A 24,395-nucleotide genomic window follows, 5' to 3' on the forward strand; every position below is an offset into this window, starting at 1 on the left:
GAACCTGATGAGCAGGCGTGTACTGGTCCTTGCCCACACCGGCCGCGAGGAGTCACTGAAAGCCGCCTGGGAAGCCTGCGCCCTGCTGCACGCCTCGGGCATGGTCCCCGTGATGCAGGAGTCCGAGCTGGGGGACATGGAGCGGTTCTTCGGGCACCTGGCCCAGCCGGTGGAAGTGCTCCACGACCACGTGCAGCTGCCCGATGTTGAACTAGTCATGGTCCTCGGCGGCGACGGGACCATCCTGCGGGCCGCCGAACTGGTCCGCGAGGTGGATGTCCCGCTGCTGGGCGTTAACCTGGGCCACGTGGGGTTCCTGGCCGAAAGTGAACGGGCGGACCTGGCCCAAACCGTCGAGTGGATCGCCAGCCGCGAGTACACGGTGGAAGAGCGCATGACCATCGACGTTCAGGTCTGGGTCCGTGGCCAAAAGATTTGGCACACCTGGGCTTTAAACGAGGCCGCCATCGAGAAAGCCAACCGTGAACGGATGCTGGAAGTGGTGACCGAGGTGGACGAACGTCCGCTGACGTCCTTTGGCTCCGACGGCATTGTCCTGGCCACTCCCACCGGATCCACGGCGTACGCGTTCTCCGCCGGCGGACCCGTCGTGTGGCCGGAAGTGGAGGCGCTGGTGATCGTGCCCATCAGTGCCCATGCGCTCTTCGCCAAGCCGCTCGTCGTATCGCCCCGGTCCAGGCTGGCGGTTGAGGTGCTGGGCCGGACCGACGCCCAGGGGGTCCTGTGGTGCGACGGGCGGCGCTCGGTGGACCTGCCGCCCGGCGCCCGCGTGGAAGTGACCAAGTCAGCCACCCCGGTCCGGCTGGCCCGCACCCACCAGACCCCGTTCTCGGCACGCCTGGTCCGCAAGTTCGAGCTGCCCATCCACGGCTGGCGCGGGCCACTGCCCAAGTCCGACGCCGTACACACCGGCCCCATCCCCGTGGTGCGCACGCCCCGGCCCATGCCGCCGCTGCCCGTACCGCACGTTGAGAACCCGGACAGCGATCCCGATCCGTCGACTGCAAAGTGAATCCATGCTTGAAGAACTGAGAATCCGCGATCTGGGCGTCATCACCGACGCAACGCTTCCGCTCGGCCCGGGACTGAGCGTGGTGACCGGTGAAACCGGCGCCGGAAAGACCATGGTGGTCACCGCCGTCGGACTGCTGCTGGGCGCCCGCTCGGACGCAGGGGCCGTCCGCAGCGGTGCGAAGAGCGCCACCGCCGAAGCCGTGCTCAAGCTTGAGACCGGACATCCCGCCGTCGCCCGTGCCCTCGAAGCCGGCGCCGACGCTGAGGAGTTCGACGGAGGCACTGAACTGATCCTGGCCCGCCGGCTGGGTGCGGACGGACGGAGCCGCGCGTTCCTTGGCGGCCGCGCCGCACCCGTGGGCGTCCTGGCCGAGATCGGCGAATCGTTGGTGGTGGTGCACGGCCAGACGGACCAGATCCGGCTCAAGGGCGCCACGGCCCAGCGCGAAGCCCTGGACAAGTTCGCCGGCGAGGCACTGGCCAAACCCCTGGTCGCCTACCAGGACCTGTACAGCCGGTGGAAGGCCAGCCAGGCGGAACTGCATGCCCTGCGCAGCGCCGCCCGTGACAGGCTCCGCGAAGCTGAATCCCTGGAGGCGGCCCTGGCGGAGATCGATGAGGTGGACCCACAGCCGGGGGAGGACGAGCTGCTCAAGGCCGAGGCCGTGAAGCTTGCCAATGTTGAGGAACTGCGAATTGCCGCCAGCACAGCGCACCAAGCCCTCATTGCCGAGGACTTCGGCGAAGCGGGTGACGCCACCACCCTGGTGGACTCGGCCAAACGGACCCTTGAACACGTGGCCGAGCACGACGCCGAGCTGGGATCTGCGGCCGCGCGCCTGGCCGAGGTGGGCTTTCTGCTCAACGACATCGCCACCGAGCTGGCCAGCTACCAGGCGGGCCTGGACTCCGAGGGCCCGGAACGGCTCGCCGAGATCGAAGACCGGCGCGCCGCCCTGGCCAAGCTGGTCCGCAAATACGCCCCCACCATCGATGAGGTGCTGGAGTGGGCGGAGAAGGCACGCGTCCGGTTCGACGAGCTGCAGGACGATTCCTCCCGCATCGAGGCCCTGGACGGGGAAGTGGTCCGCGCCGAAGCGGACCTGAAGAAGCAGTCGGCGGCCATCAGCAAGATCCGGGCCAAGGCCGCCAAGGACCTCTCCGCCCGGGTCAGCGCCGAATTGAAGGCCCTGGCCATGGCCGACGCCACCCTGGTGATCAACCTCGACCCCGCCGCGCAGCTGGGCCCTTACGGCGCGGACGAGATCAGCTTCCTGCTGCAGCCGCACTCGGGCGCCCCGGCCCGGCCGCTGGGCAAGGGTGCCTCCGGTGGTGAGCTCTCCCGCGTGATGCTGGCCATCGAAGTGGTGCTGGCCGCCGTCGATCCCGTCCCCACATTTGTCTTCGACGAAGTGGACGCGGGCGTGGGTGGGCGCGCCGCCGTCGAGATCGGCCGGCGGCTGGCCATGTTGGCACGCCACGTGCAGGTGCTGGTGGTCACGCACCTTCCGCAGGTGGCCGCCTTCGCGGACCAGCACATCACCGTGACCAAGACATCGGTCAGGGGAGCCGACGGCGGCACCGCCACCGGGTTCACCTCCAGTGACGTCCGGCTGCTTGACGGACCGGAGCGGGTGCGTGAGCTTGCGCGCATGCTGGCGGGCCAGGAGGACTCGGAATCGGCGCAGGCGCACGCCCAGGAACTGCTGGACGACGCCAAACTCCTGCCGCAGCGGGCCTGAGCGGGACGGCTCTGGCCACCCACGGGAAGGCGCAAATGATGATAGGCTCGAATTCCGTGGTGCAGCGATCAAATTCCCGTGTAAATTCCCGGTTCCCGGGCTCCTCCAAGACGACCAAGCATATTTTCGTCACTGGCGGTGTGGCGTCCTCGCTCGGTAAGGGACTGACGGCCTCCAGCCTTGGTCATCTACTGCGGGCACGCGGCCTGTCGGTCACGATGCAGAAGCTCGATCCCTATCTGAACGTGGATCCGGGCACGATGAACCCCTTCCAGCACGGTGAGGTCTTCGTCACGGACGACGGCGCCGAGACGGACCTGGACATCGGGCACTACGAACGCTTCCTCGACGAGAACCTCGAAGGTTCTGCGAACGTGACCACGGGGCAGGTGTACTCCACCGTTATCGCCAAGGAACGCCGGGGCGAATACCTCGGGGACACCGTTCAGGTCATCCCGCACATCACCGATGAGATCAAGCGCCGCATGCGGCTGCCCGCCGAGGGCAAGAACGCCCCGGACGTGATCATCACCGAAATCGGCGGCACCGTTGGCGATATCGAGTCCCAGCCCTTCCTGGAATCGGCCCGCCAGGTCCGCCAGGACATCGGCCGGAACAACGTGTTCTTCCTCCACGTCTCCTTGGTGCCCTACATCGGGCCTTCCCAGGAACTGAAGACCAAGCCCACGCAGCACTCCGTGGCCGCGTTGCGCTCCATCGGCATCCAGCCCGAGGCCATCGTGATCCGGTCGGACCGCGAAGTGCCTGAGGCCATGCGGGAAAAGATCGGCCGCATGTGCGACGTCGACATCGACGCCGTGGTGAACGCCGCCGATGCCCCCAGCATCTACGACATCCCCAAGACCCTGCACGGCCAGGGACTGGACTCCTACATCGTCCGCGCCCTGGACCTGCCGTTCAAGGACGTCGACTGGACCAGCTGGGACCGCCTCCTCGAGGCCGTGCACAACCCCAAGCACCACGTCGAGATCGCCCTGGTGGGCAAGTACATCGACCTGCCGGACGCCTACCTTTCGGTCACCGAGGCGCTGCGGGCCGGCGGCTTCGCCAACGAGGCCAAGGTCAAGATCCGCTGGGTCCCGTCGGATGAGTGCGAGACCCGCGAAGGGGCCATAAAGGCCCTCGACGGCGTGGACGCCATCTGCGTTCCGGGCGGTTTCGGCATCCGCGGCCTCGAAGGCAAGCTGGGCGCGCTGAAGTTCGCCCGCGAAACCAAGCTGCCGGTCCTGGGCCTCTGCCTTGGCCTGCAGTGCATGGTGATCGAGTACGCCCGCAATGTGGTGGGGCTGGAAGGCGCCTCCTCCAGCGAGTTCGAGCCGGATTCAAAGTACCCCGTCATCGCCACCATGGAGGAGCAGCTGGAGTATGTCGAGGGCCGCGGCGACCTTGGCGGCACCATGCGCCTGGGCCTCTATGAAGCCAAGCTCGACGAAGGCTCCGTCATCGCCGGAACGTACGGCAAGACCACCGTCAGCGAACGCCACCGGCACCGCTACGAGGTGAACAACAAGTACCGCCAGCAGATCGCGGATAAGGGCCTGGTCTTCTCCGGCACTTCCCCGGACGGCAAACTGGTGGAATTCGTCGAGTTGCCCGCCGACGTCCACCCGTACTACGTGGCCACGCAGGCGCACCCCGAGCTGAGCTCGCGGCCCACGCGCCCGCACCCGCTGTTCGCCGGCCTGGTCAAGGCTGCCCTTGACCACCAGAACGCCAACCACCAGGGTGCAGGCCAGGCCGCAGCCGACACGGCGGCGGCCACGGACGGCGAGCCTGCAGCATCGGGTAGCGTTACCGCTAAGTAGTCAAAAGAACACAAAGGACGGCGCGATGCCTGGTACACCTGAAGCCACCCCTGCCAAACAGGTTTCGGATGCACCAAGCCCGCGCCGTCTTTTGTCGTCCGAGAAGGTCTATGAGGGCCGGATCTGGGACGTCGTCAGCGACACCTTCCAGCTCTCCGAGTCCGGGGACGCCCTCACCCGCGACTACATCGAACACCCCGGGGCGGTCGCGATCCTGCCCATGAACGACGAAGGCCAGATCCTCCTCCTGAAGCAGTACCGGCACCCGGTGGGCATGGATCTCTGGGAAGTCCCCGCCGGCCTGCTGGACGTCGAAGGCGAAGACTTCGTGGTGGGGGCGGCACGCGAACTTGCCGAAGAAGCGGACCTGGCGGCCGGGACCTGGAACGTCCTGGCCGACGTCTTCAACTCCCCGGGATCCTCCAGCGAAGCCATCCGCATCTACCTGGCCCGGGACCTCACCGAGGTGCCGCACCACGAACGGCACGAGCGGACGGACGAGGAAGCGGAAATCGAATTCCACTGGATCAGCCTGGACGACGCCGTGGCCTCCGTACTGGCCGGCCGCCTCCACAACCCGTCCGCCGTCGTCGGGATCCTTGCCGCCGCTGCCGCCCGGGCCGGCAACTACCAGGACCTCCGCCCCGCTGACGCCCCCTGGCCCGCCCACCCCAGCCAGCGCTGATGGTCCCGGGTCCCTCGGCTGAAGCAGTACCGTCCCTCGAACCGGCTCCGGATGCAAAAGCTCCCGGTGCTGCCCCGACGGAAATCCCGGCCGCCATCGACCGGGGAATCACGGATTACCTCCAGCACATGGGCGTGGAACGGGGGCTGGCGGCGAACACGCTGGCGGCCTACCGCCGCGACCTGGCCCGGTACGCCCGCTACCTCGCAACCTCGGGCTGCACCCGGCCGGAAGACATCACCCGACACCATGTCACCGGCTACGTCCGCGCCCTCGCCGACGGATCCGACGGCGGGTCCACCCTTGGCGTGCGCTCGGCAGCCCGCACGGTGGTGGCTGTCCGGGGGCTGCACAAGTTCTGGGCCCTGGAGGGCTACACGCCCGCGGACCCGGCCAGCGAAGTCCACCCGCCGATGGCCGGCAAGCGGCTGCCCAAAGCCATCAGCGTCGACGAGGTGACCCGCATCCTCGAGGCCGCGGGAACGGACACCGCAACGGGACTGCGGGACCGGGCCCTCCTGGAATTCCTATACTCCACCGGCGCCAGGATCAGCGAAGCTGTAGGACTGGACGTGGACGATATCTCCCTGGCCGAGCCCGGATCCGGGCCGGCTGTTGTCCGCCTGTTCGGCAAGGGATCGAAGGAACGGCTGGTGCCGCTGGGATCCTACGGCGCCCGGGCACTGGATGCCTACCTGGTCCGTGGCCGGCCCCTGCTCGCAGCGAAGGGAAAGGGCACCCCGGCACTGTTCCTGAATGCCCGCGGCGGCAGGATCAGCCGGCAAAGCGCCTGGACCATCCTGAAGGCGGCGGCGGAGAAAGCCAACATCACCCGGGATGTCTCGCCGCACACCCTGAGGCACTCGTTCGCCACCCACCTGCTCGAAGGCGGCGCGGACGTGCGAGTGGTGCAGGAACTGCTGGGCCACGCCTCCGTGACCACCACCCAGGTGTATACGCTGGTCACGGCCGACACCCTGCGCGAGGTCTACGCCGCGGCGCATCCGCGGGCGTTGGGCTGAACAGGGTCCTGACGCGAGCCTTGGATTGATTCCCACGATAATTTTCCCGCTGCTGTAAGAATCAGCGCTGCCCGCGACACTTAGTCTTCAGGAAGAAGTCATGACGTGTCCGGGGGGAAAACTATGTTGGCAGCGGACGAGCAGGCATTCATCGATCTGCATTCCCGGCATTCGGGTCGGGTCTACCGGTACATCGCCTGCCGCATCAGTGACACGGGCCGGGCCGAGGAGTTGGCGGCCGATGTGTTCCGGATCGCCTGGCAGAAGCAACTTCCGGAGCCACCCGGCATCGGCTGGCTCCTCGCCACGGCCCGCCACGTGGTCGGCAACGAATACAAGGGCCGTCGCCGCCGCCAGGAACTTCTTGATCGGTTGCATGACGAGGCACGCAGCAACCTCCCGCAGGAGAATACCGGGGAACAGGCGGCGGTGGCGGAGGTACTCGGCCGCCTCCGGGAACGGGACCGGGAGATCCTCATGCTCTGTTACTGGGATGACCTGACCATCACCGAACTTGGCCAAGCCCTTGAATGTTCCGCCTCAACCGCCGCCGTACGGCTTCACCGTGCACGCCGGGCGTTCGCCAAAGCAGCACCAGCTCAGCTCATGACCGAACGGAAGGACTAGCCATGGATCGGATCGAGCAGTTGATGAAGGCAGCCAAGCCCCGGCCCACGGCACCGAATGGGGTGGCCGGAGGCGATGCGGCCCATGGGTTGGGACCCATCGGGGACATGGAAGTCATCCACCTGGCCGCGCGGGCACCGGAACGCGGCACCCCGCGCGGACGGACAGCCGTCCGCGCGGCTGCTGCGACCGTGCTCGCGGCTGCAGCGGTGGCCGGCGCGGTGTACCTGGGTGGAACTATGGCAAAGAGGCCCATGCCCGGCCCCGCCGGGGTTCCCTCGGAGCCGTCCGGAAGCGCCGCGGCGCCCAGCGAGTCGGCCACGCCGCCGGCCAGTGAGCAAGCCCATGCCACCGCGCCACCCTCCACCGCCCAACCGGGAAACCCTGCGGCTGGCGGCTTGAGCACCGGCGGCGTGCCCTGCACGCCGGCGAACATCGACCAGCTGCGCAATGACCAACAGCGCTCGATCCTGCCGATCCCGGCGGCGGAGCAGCGCTATTACACCGTGCTCGGCTGCGCGGGCGGTTGGCTCTCCTACACGATCTCCGATGAGGGGGCGCGGGCCCTGCAGCTCGACGGCGGCAACGCCTGGTTCCGGATCGCCAAACTACAGAACGACCGCTTCCTCTGGGACGTCCGCCAACCCTGGGCCACCGTCTTGAACTGGGATTTCCAAGCGCTGAACAACCAAGGCCTCACGCCCCAGGAAGCGATGGATCGTGACTTTGCCGCCAAAGGTCTTCCGGTGGAGTTCCGGCCGCAACTGGTTGGTCAAGGCCCGGCGGCCGGATAGCGTCAGGGCCTCCCGGCATCTATAGGGTTGTGCACATGAACTTCTCCCAGGTCACACTCTGTTTCCTCCTGCGGGAAGGCCCGGCCGGGGCTGAAGTCCTGCTCGGGCTGAAGCAGACAGGCTTCGGCAAGGGCAAGATCGTGGGCATCGGCGGCCACGTGGAACCGGGGGAGACCGACGCCCAGGCGGTGATCCGTGAGGTACTCGAAGAAACTGCTGTAGTGCTCCGCAACGAGGATCTCGCCGACGCCGGGACCGTCCGCTTTGTCTTTCCGGCGCGGCCGGAATGGAACATGGCCACCCGGCTGTTCACGGCGCGCACCTGGCAGGGGGAGCCGGCCCCCAGTGCCGAGATCCTGCCTGAATGGTTCAGCGTGGCGGCCCTGCCCGTGGAGCGCATGTGGCAGGACGCCGACCATTGGCTGCCCGTGGTGCTGGAAGGCGGCCGGGTTAACGTGGTGGTCACCATGCACAGCGACAACGAGTCGGTTGCCTCGTCCGAAAGCCGCCTGGAGTAAGTCCGGCAGCGTCCCCGCCGTTTAACGTTCGACGGCGGGTGGCCACCTAACTGCCCGCCCGCCGTCGTAACCTTCCTGCCAAGAGCTACGGAAGGTGCCGTTCCTCCACGCCGTTGTATTCGCTCAGCGGCCTGATCAGCGAGTTGGCGTCCAGCTGCTCCATGATGTGCGCGGTCCAGCCCGTGATCCGGCTGGCCACGAACAGGGGAGTGAACGTGGGGGTGTCGAAGCCCATCAGGTGGTACGTGGGTCCCGCCGGGTAGTCGAGGTTCGGCTTGATGGCCTTGGCCTCGTCCATCGCCGTTTCCAGCCCGTTGTACAGGCCCAGCAGTTCGGGGCGGCCGTAGTGGGCAATCATCTTGTCCAGGGCCGCCTTCATGGTGGGAACCCGGGAATCGCCGTGCTTGTAGACGCGGTGGCCGAAGCCCATGACCTTCTTCTTCTTCGCCAGGGCGTCTTCCATCCAGGCCTTCGCCCGGGCCGCAGCCTCCTCGAGCGACTCCTCCTGCCGGATGCCGATCTCATCAAAGGTGTGCATCACGGCCTCGTTGGCACCGCCATGCAGGGGACCCTTCAGGGCCCCGATCGCTCCAGTCACTGCCGAGTGCAGGTCGGAGAGCGTTGAGGTGATGACCCGGGCCGTGAAGGTGGATGCGTTGAAGGAGTGCTCGGCGTACAGGATCATCGAGACGTTGAAGGCCTCCACCACTTCGGGGACCTGTTCCTCGCCGAAGGCCATCCACAAGAAGTTCGCGGAGTAGCCCAGGTCATCCCTGGGTTCCACGACGTCCTGGCCGTGGCGGCGGCGCTGGTCGTAGGCCACCACCGCAGGCATGGCCGCGAACAGGTCTACGGCCTTTGCCATGTTGGCTTCCCGGGAGGAGTCCTCGGCCAGCGGATGCCGGGCGCCCATGACCGATGCTGCCGTCCGGCAGACATCCATCGGGTGGGAGCTGGTGGGCAAAGCATCAATGACCTGCTTGACCACCGGGTCCAGGGCGCGGCCCTCGCGTTCCTTCGCCGTGAATTCCGCCAGCTGCTCCTGGGTGGGCAGTTCGCCGTTCCAGAGCAGGTAGGCCACTTCCTCGAAGCTGCAGCGGGCGGCCAGCTCCTGGACGGGATAACCCCGGTACAGCAGGGAGTTGGTGTCCGGGTTGACCTTGGAGACTGCGGTGTAGTCCACCACGACGCCGGCAAGGCCCTTTTTGATCTCATTTTCAGCCATGCTGAAACTCCTTTGTTCCTAAAGCCTGTTTTCCTGGAGCCGTTGTCCGGCTGCTGCCGGCATTCCGGCGTTCAGGTCTGGGTGTCAGATGCCGGGGATCTGGAAGTTGAACACCCCGGTGTCAAAGCGGTTGTAGGCCTCATAGTCGACGAGTTCGTAGAGCCGGGCACGGGTCAGCATGCTTGGGACCTGTGCCTCCTGGGTGCCGTCGGACTTGATCGATTCCAGAGTACGCTCAGCAGCACCCATGGCACTACGGAGCAGGGTGACCGGATAGATGATCATATTGACCCCGACGCCGGCCAGCTGGTCCACGGTGAACAGGTCGCTCTTGCCGAACTCGGTCATGTTGGCCAGGATCGGCACGTCCACGGCGTCCCGGATGGCCTGGAACTCGCTGAGGTCCTTCATGGCTTCCGGGAAGATGGCGTCGGCTCCGGCTTCAACCAGGGCCTTTGCCCGCTGCTGGGCCGCTTCCAGCCCGTCGGTGGCCCGGATGTCGGTGCGGGCCATGATCAGGAAGTTCGGGTCCCGGCGGGCGTCCGCGGCGGCCCGGATCCGCTTGGTGGCGGTGTCCAGGTCCACCACGTTCTTGCCGTCCAGGTGGCCGCAGCGCTTGGGGTTGAACTGGTCTTCGATGTGGCAGCCGGCCAGGCCGGCGTTTTCGAGTTCCTGCACCGTGCGGGCCACGTTCATCGGCTCGCCGAAACCGGTGTCCGCGTCCACGATCGAGGGCAGGTCGGTCATGCGCGCAATCTGCCCGGCACGGGTGGCCACCTCCGTGAGGGTGGTCAGCCCGATGTCCGGCAGGCCCAGGTCGTTGGCCAGGACGGCACCGGAAATGTAGACGCCGGCGAAGCCCTTTTCCTCGATCAAGCGGGCGGAGAGCGGGTTGAACGCGCCCGGGAACTGCTGGATGGTGCCGGAAGAGAGCAGTTCCCGGAAGCGGATCCGCTTCTGTTCCGGGGTGGTTTTGGAGTACAGCATCAGAAGAGTCCCTTCGGTGCCGCGGCCAGGTCGATGACGCCCGGGGCGGCGGTGATGTTGAGCTGGTCCAGTTCGCCGGCGGCGAGTTGGGGGAGGCGTTCGACGGCGGCGAGGAACCTTTCGATCTCCGCCTCCTCCACCAGGCCCGTGGCGAGGGTACGGAACTTGTTGACGTACTGTTCCCGGGCGAACGGGCGGGCACCCAGCGGGTGGGCGTCCGCGACGGCTATCTGGTCCGTGATGACGGTGCCGTCCTTGAGCGTGATCTCCACGGAGCCGCCGAAAGCCTTCTCGGAGATGTCCAGGGAGTGGTAGCGGCGGGTCCATTCCGGGTCTTCCACGGTGGTCACCTTGTGCCACAACTCCACGGTGTCCGGGCGGGCAGCGCGTGCCGGCGCGTAGGAATCCACGTGGTGCCAGGCGCCATCCTGGAGGGCGACGGTGAAGATGTAGGGGATGGAGTGGTCCAGGGTTTCCCGGCTCGCGGTGGGGCTGTACTTCTGGGGGTCGTTGGCGCCGGAGCCGATCACGTAGTGCGTGTGGTGGCTGGTCTTGATCAGGACGGACTCCACGTTGGTGGGGTCGGTGACCTCCGGGTTCTCGCGGTGGAGCTTGCGTGCCAGGTCGATCCAGGCCTGGGCCTGGTACTCGGCGGAGTGTTCCTTGGTGTAGGTGTCCATGATGGCGCGCTTGGCTTCCCCGGGGGTGGGGAGCGGGACCATGTAGGATGCGTCCGGCCCGTCCAGCATCCACGCGATGACGCCGTCTTCGCCCTCGTAGATGGGCACAGGGGAGGTCTGGCCGCGCATGGCCCGGTCCGCGGACTCGATGGCCATCTTGCCGGCAAACGCAGGGGCGTGGGCCTTCCAGGTGGAGATCTCGCCCTTGCGGGACTGCCGGGTGGCGGTGGTGGTGTGCAGCGCCTGCCCCACCGACTGGAAGATGGTTTCGACGTCGAGGCCCAGCAGGGTCCCGATGCCTGCTGCGGCGGAGGGGCCCAGGTGCGCCACGTGGTCGATCTTGTGCTTGTGCAGGCAGATGGCCTTGACCAGGTTGACCTGGATTTCATAGCCGGTGGCAATGCCGCGGATCAAGTCGTGGCCGCTGGAGCCAACGTGCTGGGCGACGGCCAGGATCGGCGGAATGTTGTCCCCGGGGTGGGAGTACTCGGCCGCGAGGAAGGTGTCGTGGTAGTCCAGTTCGCGCACGGCCACGCCGTTGGCCCAGGCCGCCCATTCCGGCGCCACCCGCTCCTCGATGCCGAACACCTTGGAGCCCTGGCCGCCGGTGGTGGGCCCATGGGTGAGTGCCTGGGCACGGGCCGCGACGATGGGCGCCCGGTTCAGGGAGGCGATGGCCACCGAAGCGTTGTCGATGATGCGGTTGATCACCATGTCGGTCACCTCATCGGAGACGGCGACGGGGTCCGCTGCCACTTGGGCGATCTTGTACGCGAGCTGGTCCTCGCGGGGGAGGTTTTCTTCGCTCTTGTAGACGCGGACGTGGTGTTCCTTAACCATGATGCTCCTTTGGGTGGGATGCGTGGGTTGCTTTGACGTGGGAGAGGCTTCGGTGCAGGTGGACGATGGTGGCTGCTTCTGCCAGCTTCGGGTTGCCGGCAGCGATCGCCTCCGCGATGGCGGCGTGTTCGGCGGCCGCGGCGGTCAGGCGGTGCGCATCGTCGGCTGCCAGGCGCCGGATCCGGACCAGGTGGACGCGCAGGCTGCGCATGGCCTGCGCCAGGTAGGAATTGGAAATGGCTGCGTCGATGGCGGTGTCCAGCCGCCCGACCAGGTCGTAGTAGTCATGGAGGCCGGGCTCACCGCCGCTGATCAGATCGGGAGCCCGGAGCAACTCGTGCTGCAGGCGCTGGAACGTTGCGGCGTCACCGCGCCGGGCGGCCAGTGCCGCGGCCCTGCCCTCAAGCGTTTCGCGCAGTTCGAAGAGTTCGTCGATGTCCTCAAGGGAAATGTCGGTAACGACGACGCCGCGGCCGCCCGCCGTCGTCAGTCCCTCCGCTGTGAGGCGACCCAGCGCTTCCCGCAGCGGTGTGCGTGAGACGCCCAGGCGTTCAGACTGTTCAACTTCGGCAAGGACCGTTCCGGGCGCCAGGCGCCACTCGATGATGTCGTCGCGCAGGGCGGCATACGCCTTGTCGCTGGCGCGCATGGCGTCCTCCTTCCTCGATAACCCGTTCAGTGTATACAGAGACGCGCTGGAATTACAGCACTTTGCAGAATTCGAGCCGAATATGGGGTTAGATGTATACATACCCCTTGCCAGCGTCCCGGCTTTACCTTTAGCATGAGCTGCATCACAATGTCGTGGATGGGATTACCTCATGGTCACCAACAGCTACCGGGACACCTACAAGCGCAGCGTTGAACAGCCCGAAGATTTCTGGCTGGAGGCAGCGCAAAAGATCTCGTGGGCTTCTCCGCCCACCCAGGCCCTGGACAGCAGCCTGGCGCCTCTGTACGGCTGGTTTCCGGACGGCATCGTAAACACGTGCTACAACGCGCTGGACCGGCACGTCGCCGAGGGCCGCGGAGGGCAGGACGCCCTGATCCATGACTCCGCCATGCTGGGGACGCAGCAGCGCTACACCTACGCAGAACTCACAGACCTCGTGGCCCGCTTTGCGGGTGTGCTGCGCAGCAATGGCGTGGGCAAGGGGGACCGGGTGGTGATCTACATGCCGATGATCCCGGAAGCGGCCATAGCCATGCTGGCCACTGCCAGGCTGGGCGCGGTCCACTCCGTGGTGTTCGGCGGCTTTGCGCCCAAGGAGCTCGCGGCCCGGATCAGGGATGCCGCCCCTGCCGCCGTGGTTACCGCCTCGGGCGGGATCGAACCTTCCCGCCGCATTGAGTACCTCCCTGCCGTCGCCGAGGCACTTGAGCTGGCGGGCGCGGGCGGCCTTCCGGTGCTGGTCAAAGCGCGGGACGGATTTGCAGCAACGGCGGCGGACCACGCCGGCTGGCTGGACTGGGATGAGGCCATGGCGTCCGCCCAGCCGGCCGGTCCGGTGGGCGTGAAAGCCACCGACCCCCTCTACATCCTTTACACGTCCGGCACCACGGGTACGCCCAAGGGTGTGGTGCGGGACAACGGTGGCCACGCCGTCGCCCTCCGCTGGACACTGGAAAATATCTACGACGTCGGACCCGGCGACGTGATGTGGACCGCCTCGGACGTCGGCTGGGTGGTGGGGCACTCCTACATCGTGTACGGTCCGCTGCTGGCCGGAGCCACCACCGTGATGTACGAAGGCAAACCGGTGGGAACGCCGGACGCCGGGGCATTCTGGCGGGTGGTCCAGGACCACAAGGTCAACGTCCTCTTTACCGCCCCCACGGCGCTGAGGGCCATCCGCAAAGCCGATCCGGAAGCATTGCTGCTGGCGGACTACGACGTCTCCAGCCTGCGGACGCTTTTCACTGCCGGTGAGCGGCTGGACACGGACACCTTCCACTGGGCTTCCCGGGTCCTCGGCGTGCCGGTGGTGGACCACTGGTGGCAAACCGAAACCGGCTGGGCCATCTGCGCCAACCCGCGCGGGCTGGAGCGGCTGCCCATCAAGGCCGGCTCCCCAAGTGTTCCGATGCCCGGATTCCAGCTGCGGATCCTCGACGGCGCGGGCGGGGAAGTGGAGCCCGGAACCGAGGGCAACATCGTGCTGGGGCTGCCGCTGCCACCGGGCACGCTCACCACGCTGTGGGGAAACGACGAACGCTTCATCTCGTCCTACCTGCAGGCCTTTGAGGGCTGCTACGCCACCGGCGACTCCGGCTACCGGGATGAGGACGGCTACCTGTTCGTCATGGGCCGCACTGACGACATCATCAACGTCGCCGGCCACCGGCTCTCCACCGGCGCCATGGAACAGGTCATCGGGCAGCACCCCGCAGTTGCCGAGTGTGCCGTGATCGGCCTCGCGGACCCCCTCAAAGGACAGCGTCCCAGCGGCTATGTGGTGCTCAAATCCGGGGTCGACATCCCTGAAGACGTCCTGGCCAAGGACCTCGTGGCACTGGTCCGCAGGGATATTGGCGCCGTCGCTGACTTTAAGCACGTGACGGTGGTGGACGCCCTGCCCAAGACGCGGTCGGGAAAGATCCTGCGCAAGACCATGCGCCAGATAGCCGACGGCGAGGACTACACGGTGCCCTCCACCATCGAAGATCCCGGGGTCATCGACCAGTTGGTGGGAGCGCTCCGGGTGGACAGGGCACAGGCCGGCTGATGGGATGGCTGGAACGGCCGGGCGCGAAGCGCGTCAGCGGGCGTTCCAGCGGTATTCGTTTTCCGGCCTGCCCGGCGTTCCGTAGCGGGCGGTCCGGGAAACCGTGCCGGCGTCGGCCAGGTACTCAAGGTAGCGCCGGGCCGTTACGCGGGACATTCCCAGGGCATCCATGACTTCGGTGGCGGACACCGCCTCCGGCTGTTGGCGGAGGAACTCCTGCACCGAGCCGAGCGTCGCGGTGGAGAGGCCCTTGGGAAGCGGCAGCTCGGACGGAGCCCGAAGGCTGGCAAAAGCCCGGTCAACTTCGCCTTGCGAGGCGCCGCCCTTGCCGGGGCCGGCACTGGAACCGGCCAGCTGCAGGCGGAACTGGCGGTAGTTCTCCAGCTTGTCGGAGAACGCGGCGAACGTGAAGGGCTTGATCAGGTACTGGACTACGCCGATGGCCACGGCGCTGCGAACGATGGCCAGCTCGCGGACAGCGGTGATGGCGATAATGTCCGCCAGGATTCCCGCTGAACGCATCCGCCGAGCAATGTCCAGGCCGTGAAGATCGGGCAGGTTCATGTCCAGCAGGACCAGTTCCACCGGCTCGCCCGCCGCCACGAATTCACTCAGCAGCCGCAGGGCGGACTGGCCGTCCGGGGCCGTTCCGGCGAGCTCGAATCCTTCAAGCCGTCCCACATAAGCCGCATGCGCTGCCGAAGCAATGGCCTCGTCTTCGACGACGAGGACCCGGATGTTGCTCACTGTGTATGCTCCTTCTCCGCGGGAACCGCTGCGGGCAGGAATACTTCGAACTTGGCGCCACGCCGGCCGTTGATGGCCAGCGTACCGCCCAAACGCTGCACCGCCTGCCGGACCAGTGCAAGGCCAATGCCCCGGCCACCGGCTCCCGCCGGCTTCGTGCTGAATCCGTGCCGGAAGATCCTCTCCGTATCCCCAGCGCTGATGGGCGTCCCGGAATCATTGACGGCGATGTCCAGCCCCTCGTCATCCGCCTCCAGGGTCAGGATCACGCGCCGCGGCGGCGGCGCATCTGCGGCGGCATCGATGGCATTGTCCAGCAGGTTGCCCAGGATTGTCACCAGGTCATGCACGGCCAGCCCAGGTGCTGCCCCCGATCCAAGCGTGGCTACATCCAGTTGCACGCCCCGTTCGTGGGCCTCGGCCACTTTTCCCATGACCAGTGCGCCCAGCACGGGTTCATCGATTGAGCTGACCATGTCATCCGTCAGCTGCTGGCTCAGGGCCAGGTCCTGGGTGGCGAAGTCCAGGGCTTCCCCAGTCCGGCCAAGTTCCAGGAGTGAAACCATGGTGTGCAGCCGGTTGGCGTGTTCGTGGGTCTGGGCCCGCAGTGCGTCGGAAAGGGTCCGCATCGTCTGGAGTTCGTTGCCCAGCGCTTCGATTTCCGTCCTGTCCCGGAGGGTTGCCACTGTTCCATAGACGGGAACCTTCCCGCGCGTCCCGGCGGAGTCGGGCCCACGTGCCGGTCCCTGGTTAACCACCAGCACGCGCGTACCGGCCAGCACCATCTCGTCCTTGGTGGTGCGTCCGGAATCGAACAGGTTGCGCAGTTCACTTTCCAGGGGGAGTTCCGCCAGCGACGGCGGCCGGGTGGGATCATTGCTGCCGGGTGCGGGCAGCCCCAGCAGTTCGGCAGCGTGGTCGTTGTACATCACAACGCGCTTTCTGGGATCTACCAGGATGAGGCCTTCGCGAACCGAGTGCAGCACCGATTCGTAGTAGGCGAAGAGCTGCGCCAACTGCTCGGGGCCCCAGCCCCGGGTTACGCCGCGCAGGTACCGCCCAAGCAGCCATGACGCCAGGGAACCGCCCACCAGCAGCGCGATCCCAAGGCCAAGCAGGGCGGGCAGGCGCCCGGCGAGGGCAACATCAACGCTCCGAACGGTAACGCCGGCTGCGACGAGGGCCTTGACCGCACCCGTGGAGTCCTTGACCGGAACAATTGTCCGGACGGACGGTCCAAGCGTGCCCGCCGTGACTTCCGTAAACGCCTGGCCCCGCAGTGCGGCGTCGATCGAGCCGATGTAGGGCCGGCCCAGCTCCTCGTCCCGCGGATGCGTCCAGCGGGTCCGGTCCGGAGCCATGATGGTGATGAAGTCAACGCGGGCCGCGGCAGTGACATCCTTGGCATAGGGCTGCAGGAGGACTGATGGGTCCGGCATAGCCGCAGCCTGCAGCACCAGGGGATTGGCAGCGATGGAAGCGGCCACTCCTTCCATGCGCCGGCCTGCTTCGTCGTACGTCCGGTCCCGGGCATCCACGTAGGCGGCCGTGCCCACTATGGCGATAAAGGATATGACAATGAGCAGGTTCGCCAGGAAGAGCCGGCGGGCAATGCTCCAGCGGTGGATCATCCGTACCTCCATCTGACCCTGCGGTCGCTGCGACCAATATGAACGCAACGGTGAGCTGGATCACGGGGTGCCGAATGATGGGTATCACATTGCAAGGACGTGTTGAGCCCAGAGACTGCGCCGCAGCGTCTATCAGAATATCCACAAGGAGACACACATGGCTTCTCAACGAGGAGAGTCGCTCAAGACCGCGACGCCGCGGCGCAAGGGACTGGACAAGTCCCACTACCTTTACATCGCCGTTATCGCCGCCGTCATTCTCGGCGCGCTTGTTGGCCTGATCTTCCCCGAGTTTGGCAAGTCCCTCAAGCCCCTGGGCGACGGCTTCGTCAAGCTCATCAAGATGATGATCGCGCCGGTTATCTTCTGCACCATCGTCCTTGGCATCGGCTCTATTGCGAAGGCTGCGACCGTCGGCAAGGTTGGTGGGCTGGCGCTGGGCTACTTCATCGTCATGTCCACGTTCGCCTTGGCCATTGGCCTGGTGGTGGGCAACCTCATCCACCCGGGTGAGGGCCTGAAGCTTACGCCTTACGACCCCAGCAAGAAGGCCGCCACGGACAGCACCGTGGACTTTCTCCTGGGAATCATCCCCGGCGACGTACCTGTCCTGCCCACACTGCTGGCAGCCATCCTGGTTGGCTTCGCACTGCAGAAGATGGGCGCCCAGGGCGCTCCTATCCTGAGGGCCGTCGGCTATGGCCAGGCGCTCGTGTTCCGCATCCTCATCATGATCATGTGGCTCGCTCCCGTCGGTGCCTTTGGCGCGATCGCCGCAGTCGTCGGCGCAACCGGCGTCCAGGCCATCGTGAGCATGTTCACCCTGATGGTTGCCTTCTACATCACCTGCGCACTGTTCATCGTGGTCATCCTCGGTGGCCTGCTCCAGGTAGTCGCCGGCGTAAACATCTTCAAGCTGATGAAGTACCTGGCCCGTGAGTACCTCATCATCTTCTCCACCTCGTCCTCCGAGGCTGCGCTGCCCCGGCTTATCGCCAAGATGGAACACCTCGGCGTCTCCAAGCCGGTTGTCGGCGTCACCGTTCCCACCGGCTACTCCTTCAACCTTGACGGCACGGCGATCTACCTGACCATGGCTTCCCTCTTCGTGGCCAACGCCATGGGAACCCCGCTGGACCTCGGCGCCCAGATCTCCCTGCTGGTCTTCATGATCATCGCCTCCAAGGGCGCCGCCGGCGTGACCGGCGCCGGCCTGGCCACCCTCGCGGCAGGCCTGCAGGCACACCGGCCTGAACTGCTGGGCGGCGTCGGCATCATCGTTGGCATCGACCGCTTCATGTCCGAGGCCCGCGCCCTGACCAACTTCACCGGCAACGCTGTCGCCACGGTCCTGATCGGCACGTGGGTCAAGGAGATCGACGGCGGCCAGGTCGGCCGCGTCCTTTCCGGCGAACTGCCCTTCGACGAGCAGACCATGATGGTTGGGCACGGCGAAATGGCGCCTAAGGAAGAAGGCGCGCTCGAGGCTGCGAAGGCCTAGCTCCCGCCCCAAAACCGAAACGGAAACGCCCCCGCAGCCTGGCTGCGGGGGCGTTTTTCCTATGGTGGGCGGTTCAACCTTCGACCTCAGCTAGAGGGTCAAGGCTCAACATCCGCGGAAAGTCAAGTTCCCTCGAATACCGTGTCGGGCGCTGTAACCTAGGGAGCAGAACGAACGCCGCCGGGAAGCCGGCGGCAGGAAATCACCGTCATCGAAAGTGTGGACAGATACGTGAGCAGCGAACAGGGTTCAGCAACTCTGGAGGGCACGGAATTCGACCTCGAAAACGCGGTGATGGGGCCTACTGGGCGCCCATACCGTGAGTTCCCGGAACCCGCGCCGCTGTCCTCCCACGGTCCAGCCAGGGTGATTGCCATGGTCAACCAAAAGGGCGGCGTGGGGAAGACCACCTCCACCATCAACCTTGCCGCCGCGCTCGCTGAATACGGCCGCCGCGTCCTGCTGGTGGACTTCGACCCCCAGGGCGCTCTGTCCGCCGGCCTGGGCGTCAACCCGCACGAGCTGGACCTCACCGTGTACAACGTCCTGATGGACCGCAAAGTGGACATCCGCGACGCCATCCACCACACCGGCGTTGAAAATGTCGACCTGCTGCCGGCCAACATCGACCTCTCCGCCGCCGAAGTGCAGTTGGTTAATGAAGTGGCACGTGAACAGGTCCTGGACCGCGCGCTGAAGAAGGTCGAAGACGATTATGACGTTGTCCTGATCGACTGCCAGCCGTCGCTGGGTCTCCTGACGGTGAACGCCCTTACGGCCGCCCACGGCGTCATCATCCCGCTCATCTGTGAATTCTTTGCCCTCCGCGCCGTGGCGCTCCTGGTCGAAACCATCGACAAGGTCCAGGACCGGCTGAACCCGCGACTGCAGGTGGACGGTGTCCTGGCCACCATGTACGACGCACGGACGCTTCACAGCCGCGAGGTCATCACCCGGCTGGTGGAAGCGTTCGGAGACAAGGTCTTCGAAACCGTCATCAAGCGCTCCATCAAGTTCGCAGACGCCACCGTGGCCGCTGAACCCATCACCAGTTACGCGGGGAACCACGTGGGTGCTGACGCCTACCGCAGGCTCGCCAAGGAGCTGATTTCCCGCGGCGGCGCACCCTAGCCACGCCGTGGCCGAACCCAAACCCGGTTTCGAGGTGCGGCTGGCCAACTTCACCGGTCCGTTCGACCTCCTCCTGGGGCTGATCGCCAAGCACCAGCTGGACATCACCGAAGTGGCCATCGCCACCGTCACCGATGAGTTCATCAAGTACATCCGCAAGCTGCAGCAGCTTGGCGAAGAATGGGCGCTGGACGAGGCGAGCGAGTTCCTGGTGATTGCCGCCACCTTGCTTGACCTTAAGGCGGCGCGGCTGCTTCCAGCCGGTGAAGTCGAGGACGATGAGGATATTGCCCTGCTGGAGGCCCGGGACCTCCTTTTCGCCCGGCTGCTCCAGTACAAGGCCTTCAAACAGGTGGCAGGCATCCTCGGTGAAACCCTGGACCAGGAAGGCCGGCGCTTTCCGCGGCAAGTGGCCTTGGAGGAACACTTCGCGGCGATGCTGCCCGAGCTGGTCTGGAAACACACGCCCCAGCAGTTCGCAGCATTGGCAGAAGCCGCGCTCCGGCCCAAGGTGCCCACGCAGCCGCCCCAAGTGGGACTTGCCCATCTGCACGGCAGCAACGTCAGCGTCAAGGAGCAGGCAGAATTGCTGGGGCTTAGGCTCCAGCAGGAGTCACCGTTGACGTTCCGTTCGTTGATTGCCGACGCCGGCTCCACCCTGGTGGTGGTTGCCCGGTTCCTGGCACTCCTGGAACTGTTCCGGGACCGGGCAGTTGCATTCGACCAGCTCTCCCCGCTGGCGGAGCTTGCCATCCACTGGACGGCGGTAGACCGGGACTGGTCAGCGGAAAACCTGAGCGAAGAGTATGAGGAGCAACCGTGACCCCCCAGTCTCCGGAAACCCAGCCGCTGGATACGCAGCCGCAGGAGGACGCCGGCCCTGCCACGGACTTTGATCATCTCCCCGGCGGCGCCAAGGCCGCCCTTGAGGCGGTGCTCATGGTCCTGGACCAACCTGCCACCGAGGAGGAGTTGGCCGCAGGGCTGGGCTTGACGGTCCAACGGGTGCGTTCCCTGCTGGCCGAACTGCAGCGTGAGTATAACGGCTATACTGTTAAAGCCCCGGAGATGGACAGTGCCAGCCACGCTGGTATCGGTTCCAGCCCCCGGGGTTTTGAATTGCGGAACATCGCCGGTGGGTGGCGGATCTACTCCCGCACTGAATTTGCCGACATTGTTGGCAAATATGTGCTGGAAGGACAGACTGCCAGGCTCACCCAGGCGGCGTTGGAAACATTGGCAGTCATTGCTTACCGGCAGCCGGTTTCCCGCGCCCGTGTGTCTGCGATTCGCGGTGTCAATGTTGATTCCGTCGTACGGACGCTCACCCAGCGCGGGCTGATCGAGGACGCGGGAACGGATCCTGAATCCGGCGCAATCCTCTACCGGACTACCTCCTATTTCCTCGAGCGGATGGGAATCAGTTCAGTTGAGGACTTGCCCCAGCTGTCGCCGCACCTTCCTGGGCTTGACGGGATCGCAGAATTCTACGACGCCGAAACCATGTAGGCACGCACGGTGCCTGCAGCACATATTTACCGAGTTTAGTTATCAGGGCAGACGAAGTCTGCGCGGCTGGCTAGGGTTGTCCTTGGACATCGCTGCCGGCCAAAACACATTGAAGGACGGGTCATGACACAGGCGGGACGCCAGGGTTCACCACGTAACGGTTCGGGACGCGGCGGGAACGAACGCAACAATTCCCAGCAGCGCAGTTCACAGGGCGGCAGCTTCAGCGGGGGCTCCCGCGGCGGGACCGGAAAACGCGCTGCCGGGTTCGGCGGCGATCGTCCGCACCGCGCTCCCAAACCGCGCGAGGAACGCTTCGTCGACCCCGACCTCGCGGGCAACCAGCCCGAACGGGGTGCGGAAGGCGCAAGGGGAGCCAAGCCGTCGTCGCGCAAGCCCGCTGCCAGGAAGCCCGGCGCTAAAAAGGCCCCGGGAACTCCCGGCGCACTCAAGCCCAAGCCCCGCACCGGCGCACCCGGGGCGGCAGCTTCCCGCGCGTTCGGCAGCGAACGCTTCGGCCAGAACCTGGGCCCGGTCCGCAAACCAGGCCGGAAGAAGCACCCCCGCGGCAATGTTCCCCAGTCCGAGCTCCACGACGCCGACGGCGTGCGGCTCCAGAAGGTCATGGCGTCCGCGGGCGTCGCTTCCCGGCGCGTCTGCGAGGAGATGATTGCCGAGGGCCGTGTTGAGGTGGACGGCCAGGTGGTCACCGAGCTGGGCGTCCGCGTCGATCCCAAGACTGCCGTGATCCACGTCGACGGCCTGCGGATCCAGCTGGACGAGAACCTGGTGTACATGGTGTTCAACAAGCCCAAGGGCGTGGTGTCCACCATGGAGGACCCCGAAGGCCGGCCCTGCATCAGCGATTTCCTCAAGAACAACAAGAACACCGGCGAACGCCTCTTCCACGTAGGCCGGCTCGACGTCGCCACCGAGGGGCTGCTGCTGCTGACCAACGACGGCGAACTGGCCAACCGGCTGACCCACCCGTCGTACGAGGTGCCCAAGACCTACCTGGTGCAGGTTCGCGGACCGTTCCCGCAGGGCGTCGGCGCCCAGCTGAAGGCCGGCGTGGAGCTGGAGGACGGCATGGCCGCCGTCGACTCCTTCCGCCTGGTGGATTCCACACCCGGGCACGTGCTGATCGAAGTTGTGCTCCACTCCGGCAAGAACCGCATCGTGCGCCGCATGTTCGATGCGGTGGGTTTCCCGGTCCAGCGGCTGGTGCGCGTCAAGGTGGGCCCGATCGGGCTTGGAGACCAGCGCCAGGGCAGCATCCGCAACCTGGGCAAGCAGGAAGTCGGCCACCTGCTGGCATCCGTAGGACTCTGACGCATGTCCGCCTTCAAAAGCCAGGGCCGCGGCCACCTGGATGGCCCCGTGGTGGTCATTGGTACCGGACTGCTGGGCACCAGCATCGGGCTGGGACTGCGGGGCCGCGGCGTGCCCGTGTTCCTTTCCGACCCGTCGCCCACCAACCAGGCCGTGGCGGTGGACATCGGTGCGGGCCGCCCCTTGGCGGAGTTGGGCAGTGGCACGCCCCAGCTGGTGGTGGTCGCTGCCCCGCCGGACGTGACGGCCGACGTCGTCTGCCGGGCACTGGCTGACTACCCCGAATCCGTCGTGGTGGATATTGCCAGCGTCAAGGCGGATATCCAGTCGCGGCTTCGCACCCTCGGCGCCGACCTTTCGCGGTACGTGGGCACCCACCCCATGGCCGGACGGGAAAAGTCGGGTCCGGTAGCTGCGCGCGGCGAGCTGTTCACCTCCATGCCGTGGGTGCTCTGCCCGTCGGAGAAGACGTCCGGGAGTGCCCTGCAGGTGGCCCGCTCACTCGCCTCCGATTTAGGCGCGGTGGTGTCGCAGTTCAGCGCGGACGAACACGATGAAGCCGTGGCACTGGTGTCGCACCTGCCGCAGGTCATGTCCTCCCTGGTGGCCAGCCGCCTGCAGGGGACGCCACTGCATGCGTTGTCGCTGGCCGGAAATGGACTTCGCGATGTCACAAGGATTGCCGCCAGCGACCCCACCCTGTGGGTGCAGATCCTGGGCGGCAATGCGGCCAAGGTAGTGGAGATCCTCTACGGCGTCCGCGACGACCTGAACCGCCTGATCGGCACCTTGGAAGACCCGGCAGCCCCGGGTGCGAGGCTGGACCTGGCCCAGCTGATCAGCGAGGGCAACGCAGGCCAGGCCCGGATCCCCGGCAAGCACGGCGGGCCGCCGCAGGCATACTCCTGGCTCACCGTCCTGGTGGACGACAAGCCCGGCCAGATTGCGCAGCTGCTCACCGAAATCGGCGAAATCGGCGTGAACGTGGAAGACCTTCGGCTGGACCATTCCTCGGGACAGAACGTGGGCATGGTGGAATTGTCTGTGTTGCCGAACAAGCACGACCACCTGATCGAAGCTCTCAACGACCGCGGATGGCGGGTACTTCAGTAATGACACAGGAACTCCTCGAAACCATGCGCGCGCTGCGCATTGGCCGGCCCCTGGTGGTCGCCATCGACGGCCCCTCCGGCTCAGGCAAATCAAGCGTGAGCAAGGAAGTTGCCCGTCGGCTCCGACTGGCATACCTGGACACCGGCGCGATGTACCGGGCCCTGACCTGGTATTGCGTGACCGAAGGCATCGACCTTGACGACTCGCCCGCTGTAGAGCAGGCATCCAGGGACTTCGTCCTGGAAGTGAGCACCAGCCCGCAGGAGGAGTACGTCCGGGTGGGCGGCGTGGACGTCACGGACGCCATCCGGGAGCCGGCCATCTCGTCCGCCGTCAGTGCCGTGGCCACCACCCTCGGTGCCCGGACTGAACTGATCCGCCGGCAGCGCGACCTCATCGAAAAGCACCACCGCCGCATGGTGGTGGAAGGCAGGGACATTACCACCGTCGTCGCGCCCGGGGCTGAAGTGCGCATGCTCCTCACGGCCAGCGAGGAAGCCCGGCTGCGCCGGCGCGGCATCCAGCTGGGCGGCACGCAGGACGCCGAGCAACTGGCGGCCCAGGTGACCCACCGGGACGCCAAGGACTCAGCGGTGGTGAACTTCACCAAGGCGGCAGACGGTGTGGTCACCTTGGACTCCTCGGACCTGGACTTCGAGCAGACCGTGGATGCCGCCCTGGTGATCGTCACCAAGGTCCTCAACCGTGACTGAGTCAACGGCCG

Annotated in this window: 22 protein-coding genes; 16 read left to right on the plus strand and 6 right to left on the minus strand. The window is 66.3% G+C overall.

The annotated features are described in order from the left end of the window. Positions 1 to 7: 7 nt before the first annotated feature. The 8 genes from LFT44_RS07195 to LFT44_RS07230 all read left to right on the plus strand — a co-directional run bounded on the left by LFT44_RS07195 (position 8) and on the right by LFT44_RS07230 (position 8,249). Positions 8 to 1,033 carry an NAD kinase gene (locus tag LFT44_RS07195; RefSeq protein WP_236801978.1) on the plus strand — a complete coding sequence of 342 codons (1,026 nt, stop codon included), beginning with the start codon at positions 8 to 10 and terminating at the stop codon, positions 1,031 to 1,033. 4 nt (positions 1,034 to 1,037) lie between these two features. Next, the gene (gene recN, locus LFT44_RS07200) at positions 1,038 to 2,777 is read left to right on the plus strand and encodes a DNA repair protein RecN (RefSeq protein WP_236801979.1); all 1,740 of its coding nucleotides are present in this window, start codon (positions 1,038 to 1,040) and stop codon (positions 2,775 to 2,777) included. Between the two features lie 38 nt (positions 2,778 to 2,815). Beyond that, positions 2,816 to 4,603, plus strand: coding sequence for a CTP synthase (locus LFT44_RS07205; RefSeq protein WP_236802829.1), 1,788 nt, complete (start codon positions 2,816 to 2,818; stop codon positions 4,601 to 4,603). A gap of 25 nt (positions 4,604 to 4,628) precedes the next feature. Beyond that, complete coding sequence (locus tag LFT44_RS07210) at positions 4,629 to 5,288, plus strand: NUDIX domain-containing protein (RefSeq protein ID WP_236801980.1); 660 nt, start codon at positions 4,629 to 4,631, stop codon at positions 5,286 to 5,288. Continuing rightward, entirely contained in the window at positions 5,288 to 6,310 is a 1,023-nt protein-coding gene (gene xerD / locus LFT44_RS07215; RefSeq protein ID WP_236801981.1) for a site-specific tyrosine recombinase XerD, read from the plus strand. Before LFT44_RS07210 ends, xerD begins: the two co-directional genes overlap by 1 nt. 105 nt (positions 6,311 to 6,415) lie before the next feature. Beyond that, positions 6,416 to 6,937 (plus strand): RNA polymerase sigma factor, encoded by a 522-nt coding sequence (locus LFT44_RS07220; RefSeq protein WP_236801982.1) that lies wholly within the window; start codon positions 6,416 to 6,418, stop codon positions 6,935 to 6,937. A 2-nt stretch (positions 6,938 to 6,939) separates the two neighbouring features. Continuing rightward, entirely contained in the window at positions 6,940 to 7,731 is a 792-nt protein-coding gene (locus tag LFT44_RS07225) for a hypothetical protein (RefSeq protein ID WP_236801983.1), read from the plus strand. Positions 7,732 to 7,766: 35 nt separating this feature from the next. After that, entirely contained in the window at positions 7,767 to 8,249 is a 483-nt protein-coding gene (locus LFT44_RS07230) for an 8-oxo-dGTP diphosphatase (protein WP_236801984.1), read from the plus strand. An 85-nt stretch (positions 8,250 to 8,334) separates the two neighbouring features. Here the strand turns inward: LFT44_RS07230 and LFT44_RS07235 are convergent, their stop codons facing one another. From LFT44_RS07235 to LFT44_RS07250, 4 genes are all read right to left on the minus strand, one after another. Beyond that, a complete protein-coding gene (locus LFT44_RS07235; protein WP_236801985.1) occupies positions 8,335 to 9,474 on the minus strand; it encodes a bifunctional 2-methylcitrate synthase/citrate synthase in 1,140 nt (379 codons plus the stop codon). An 84-nt stretch (positions 9,475 to 9,558) separates the two neighbouring features. After that, a complete protein-coding gene (gene prpB, locus LFT44_RS07240) occupies positions 9,559 to 10,461 on the minus strand; it encodes a methylisocitrate lyase (RefSeq protein ID WP_236801986.1) in 903 nt (300 codons plus the stop codon). After that, entirely contained in the window at positions 10,461 to 11,981 is a 1,521-nt protein-coding gene (locus LFT44_RS07245; RefSeq protein ID WP_236801987.1) for an MmgE/PrpD family protein, read from the minus strand. Before LFT44_RS07245 ends, prpB begins: the two co-directional genes overlap by 1 nt. Further along, entirely contained in the window at positions 11,974 to 12,630 is a 657-nt protein-coding gene (locus LFT44_RS07250; protein WP_236801988.1) for a GntR family transcriptional regulator, read from the minus strand. Before LFT44_RS07250 ends, LFT44_RS07245 begins: the two co-directional genes overlap by 8 nt. Positions 12,631 to 12,802: 172 nt before the next feature. On the opposite strand from LFT44_RS07250, the gene LFT44_RS07255 reads away from it, so the two are divergent. Continuing rightward, positions 12,803 to 14,707: a propionyl-CoA synthetase gene (locus LFT44_RS07255; protein WP_236801989.1), complete on the plus strand. Its 1,905-nt coding sequence runs from the start codon at positions 12,803 to 12,805 to the stop codon at positions 14,705 to 14,707. Between the two features lie 33 nt (positions 14,708 to 14,740). Here the strand turns inward: LFT44_RS07255 and LFT44_RS07260 are convergent, their stop codons facing one another. Continuing rightward, complete coding sequence (locus LFT44_RS07260) at positions 14,741 to 15,454, minus strand: response regulator (RefSeq protein WP_236801990.1); 714 nt, start codon at positions 15,452 to 15,454, stop codon at positions 14,741 to 14,743. Continuing rightward, positions 15,451 to 17,085, minus strand: coding sequence for a sensor histidine kinase (locus tag LFT44_RS07265; protein WP_236801991.1), 1,635 nt, complete (start codon positions 17,083 to 17,085; stop codon positions 15,451 to 15,453). The genes LFT44_RS07260 and LFT44_RS07265 overlap by 4 nt, the downstream gene beginning before the upstream one ends. A gap of 157 nt (positions 17,086 to 17,242) precedes the next feature. Between LFT44_RS07265 and LFT44_RS07270 the strand changes: the two genes are divergently transcribed. The 7 genes from LFT44_RS07270 (at position 17,243) to cmk (ending at position 24,384) form a co-directional block, all read left to right on the plus strand. Continuing rightward, positions 17,243 to 18,586, plus strand: coding sequence for a cation:dicarboxylate symporter family transporter (locus tag LFT44_RS07270; RefSeq protein WP_236801992.1), 1,344 nt, complete (start codon positions 17,243 to 17,245; stop codon positions 18,584 to 18,586). 231 nt (positions 18,587 to 18,817) lie between these two features. After that, the gene (locus LFT44_RS07275) at positions 18,818 to 19,717 is read left to right on the plus strand and encodes a ParA family protein (RefSeq protein ID WP_026266195.1); all 900 of its coding nucleotides are present in this window, start codon (positions 18,818 to 18,820) and stop codon (positions 19,715 to 19,717) included. 7 nt (positions 19,718 to 19,724) lie between these two features. Next, positions 19,725 to 20,540: a segregation and condensation protein A gene (locus LFT44_RS07280; protein ID WP_236801993.1), complete on the plus strand. Its 816-nt coding sequence runs from the start codon at positions 19,725 to 19,727 to the stop codon at positions 20,538 to 20,540. Positions 20,541 to 20,566: 26 nt separating this feature from the next. Then, positions 20,567 to 21,226, plus strand: coding sequence for an SMC-Scp complex subunit ScpB (scpB, locus tag LFT44_RS07285; protein ID WP_236802830.1), 660 nt, complete (start codon positions 20,567 to 20,569; stop codon positions 21,224 to 21,226). Positions 21,227 to 21,349: 123 nt separating this feature from the next. After that, positions 21,350 to 22,558 carry a pseudouridine synthase gene (locus LFT44_RS07290; RefSeq protein WP_236801994.1) on the plus strand — a complete coding sequence of 403 codons (1,209 nt, stop codon included), beginning with the start codon at positions 21,350 to 21,352 and terminating at the stop codon, positions 22,556 to 22,558. Positions 22,559 to 22,561: 3 nt separating this feature from the next. Continuing rightward, on the plus strand, positions 22,562 to 23,671 hold the full coding sequence (locus LFT44_RS07295) for a prephenate dehydrogenase (protein WP_236801995.1): 1,110 nt from the start codon (positions 22,562 to 22,564) through the stop codon (positions 23,669 to 23,671). Beyond that, positions 23,671 to 24,384 (plus strand): (d)CMP kinase, encoded by a 714-nt coding sequence (cmk, locus tag LFT44_RS07300; protein WP_236801996.1) that lies wholly within the window; start codon positions 23,671 to 23,673, stop codon positions 24,382 to 24,384. Before LFT44_RS07295 ends, cmk begins: the two co-directional genes overlap by 1 nt. Positions 24,385 to 24,395 lie beyond the last annotated feature (11 nt).

The organism is Arthrobacter sp. FW306-05-C, assembly GCF_021801725.1.
Classification (GTDB): Bacteria; Actinomycetota; Actinomycetes; order Actinomycetales; family Micrococcaceae; genus Arthrobacter.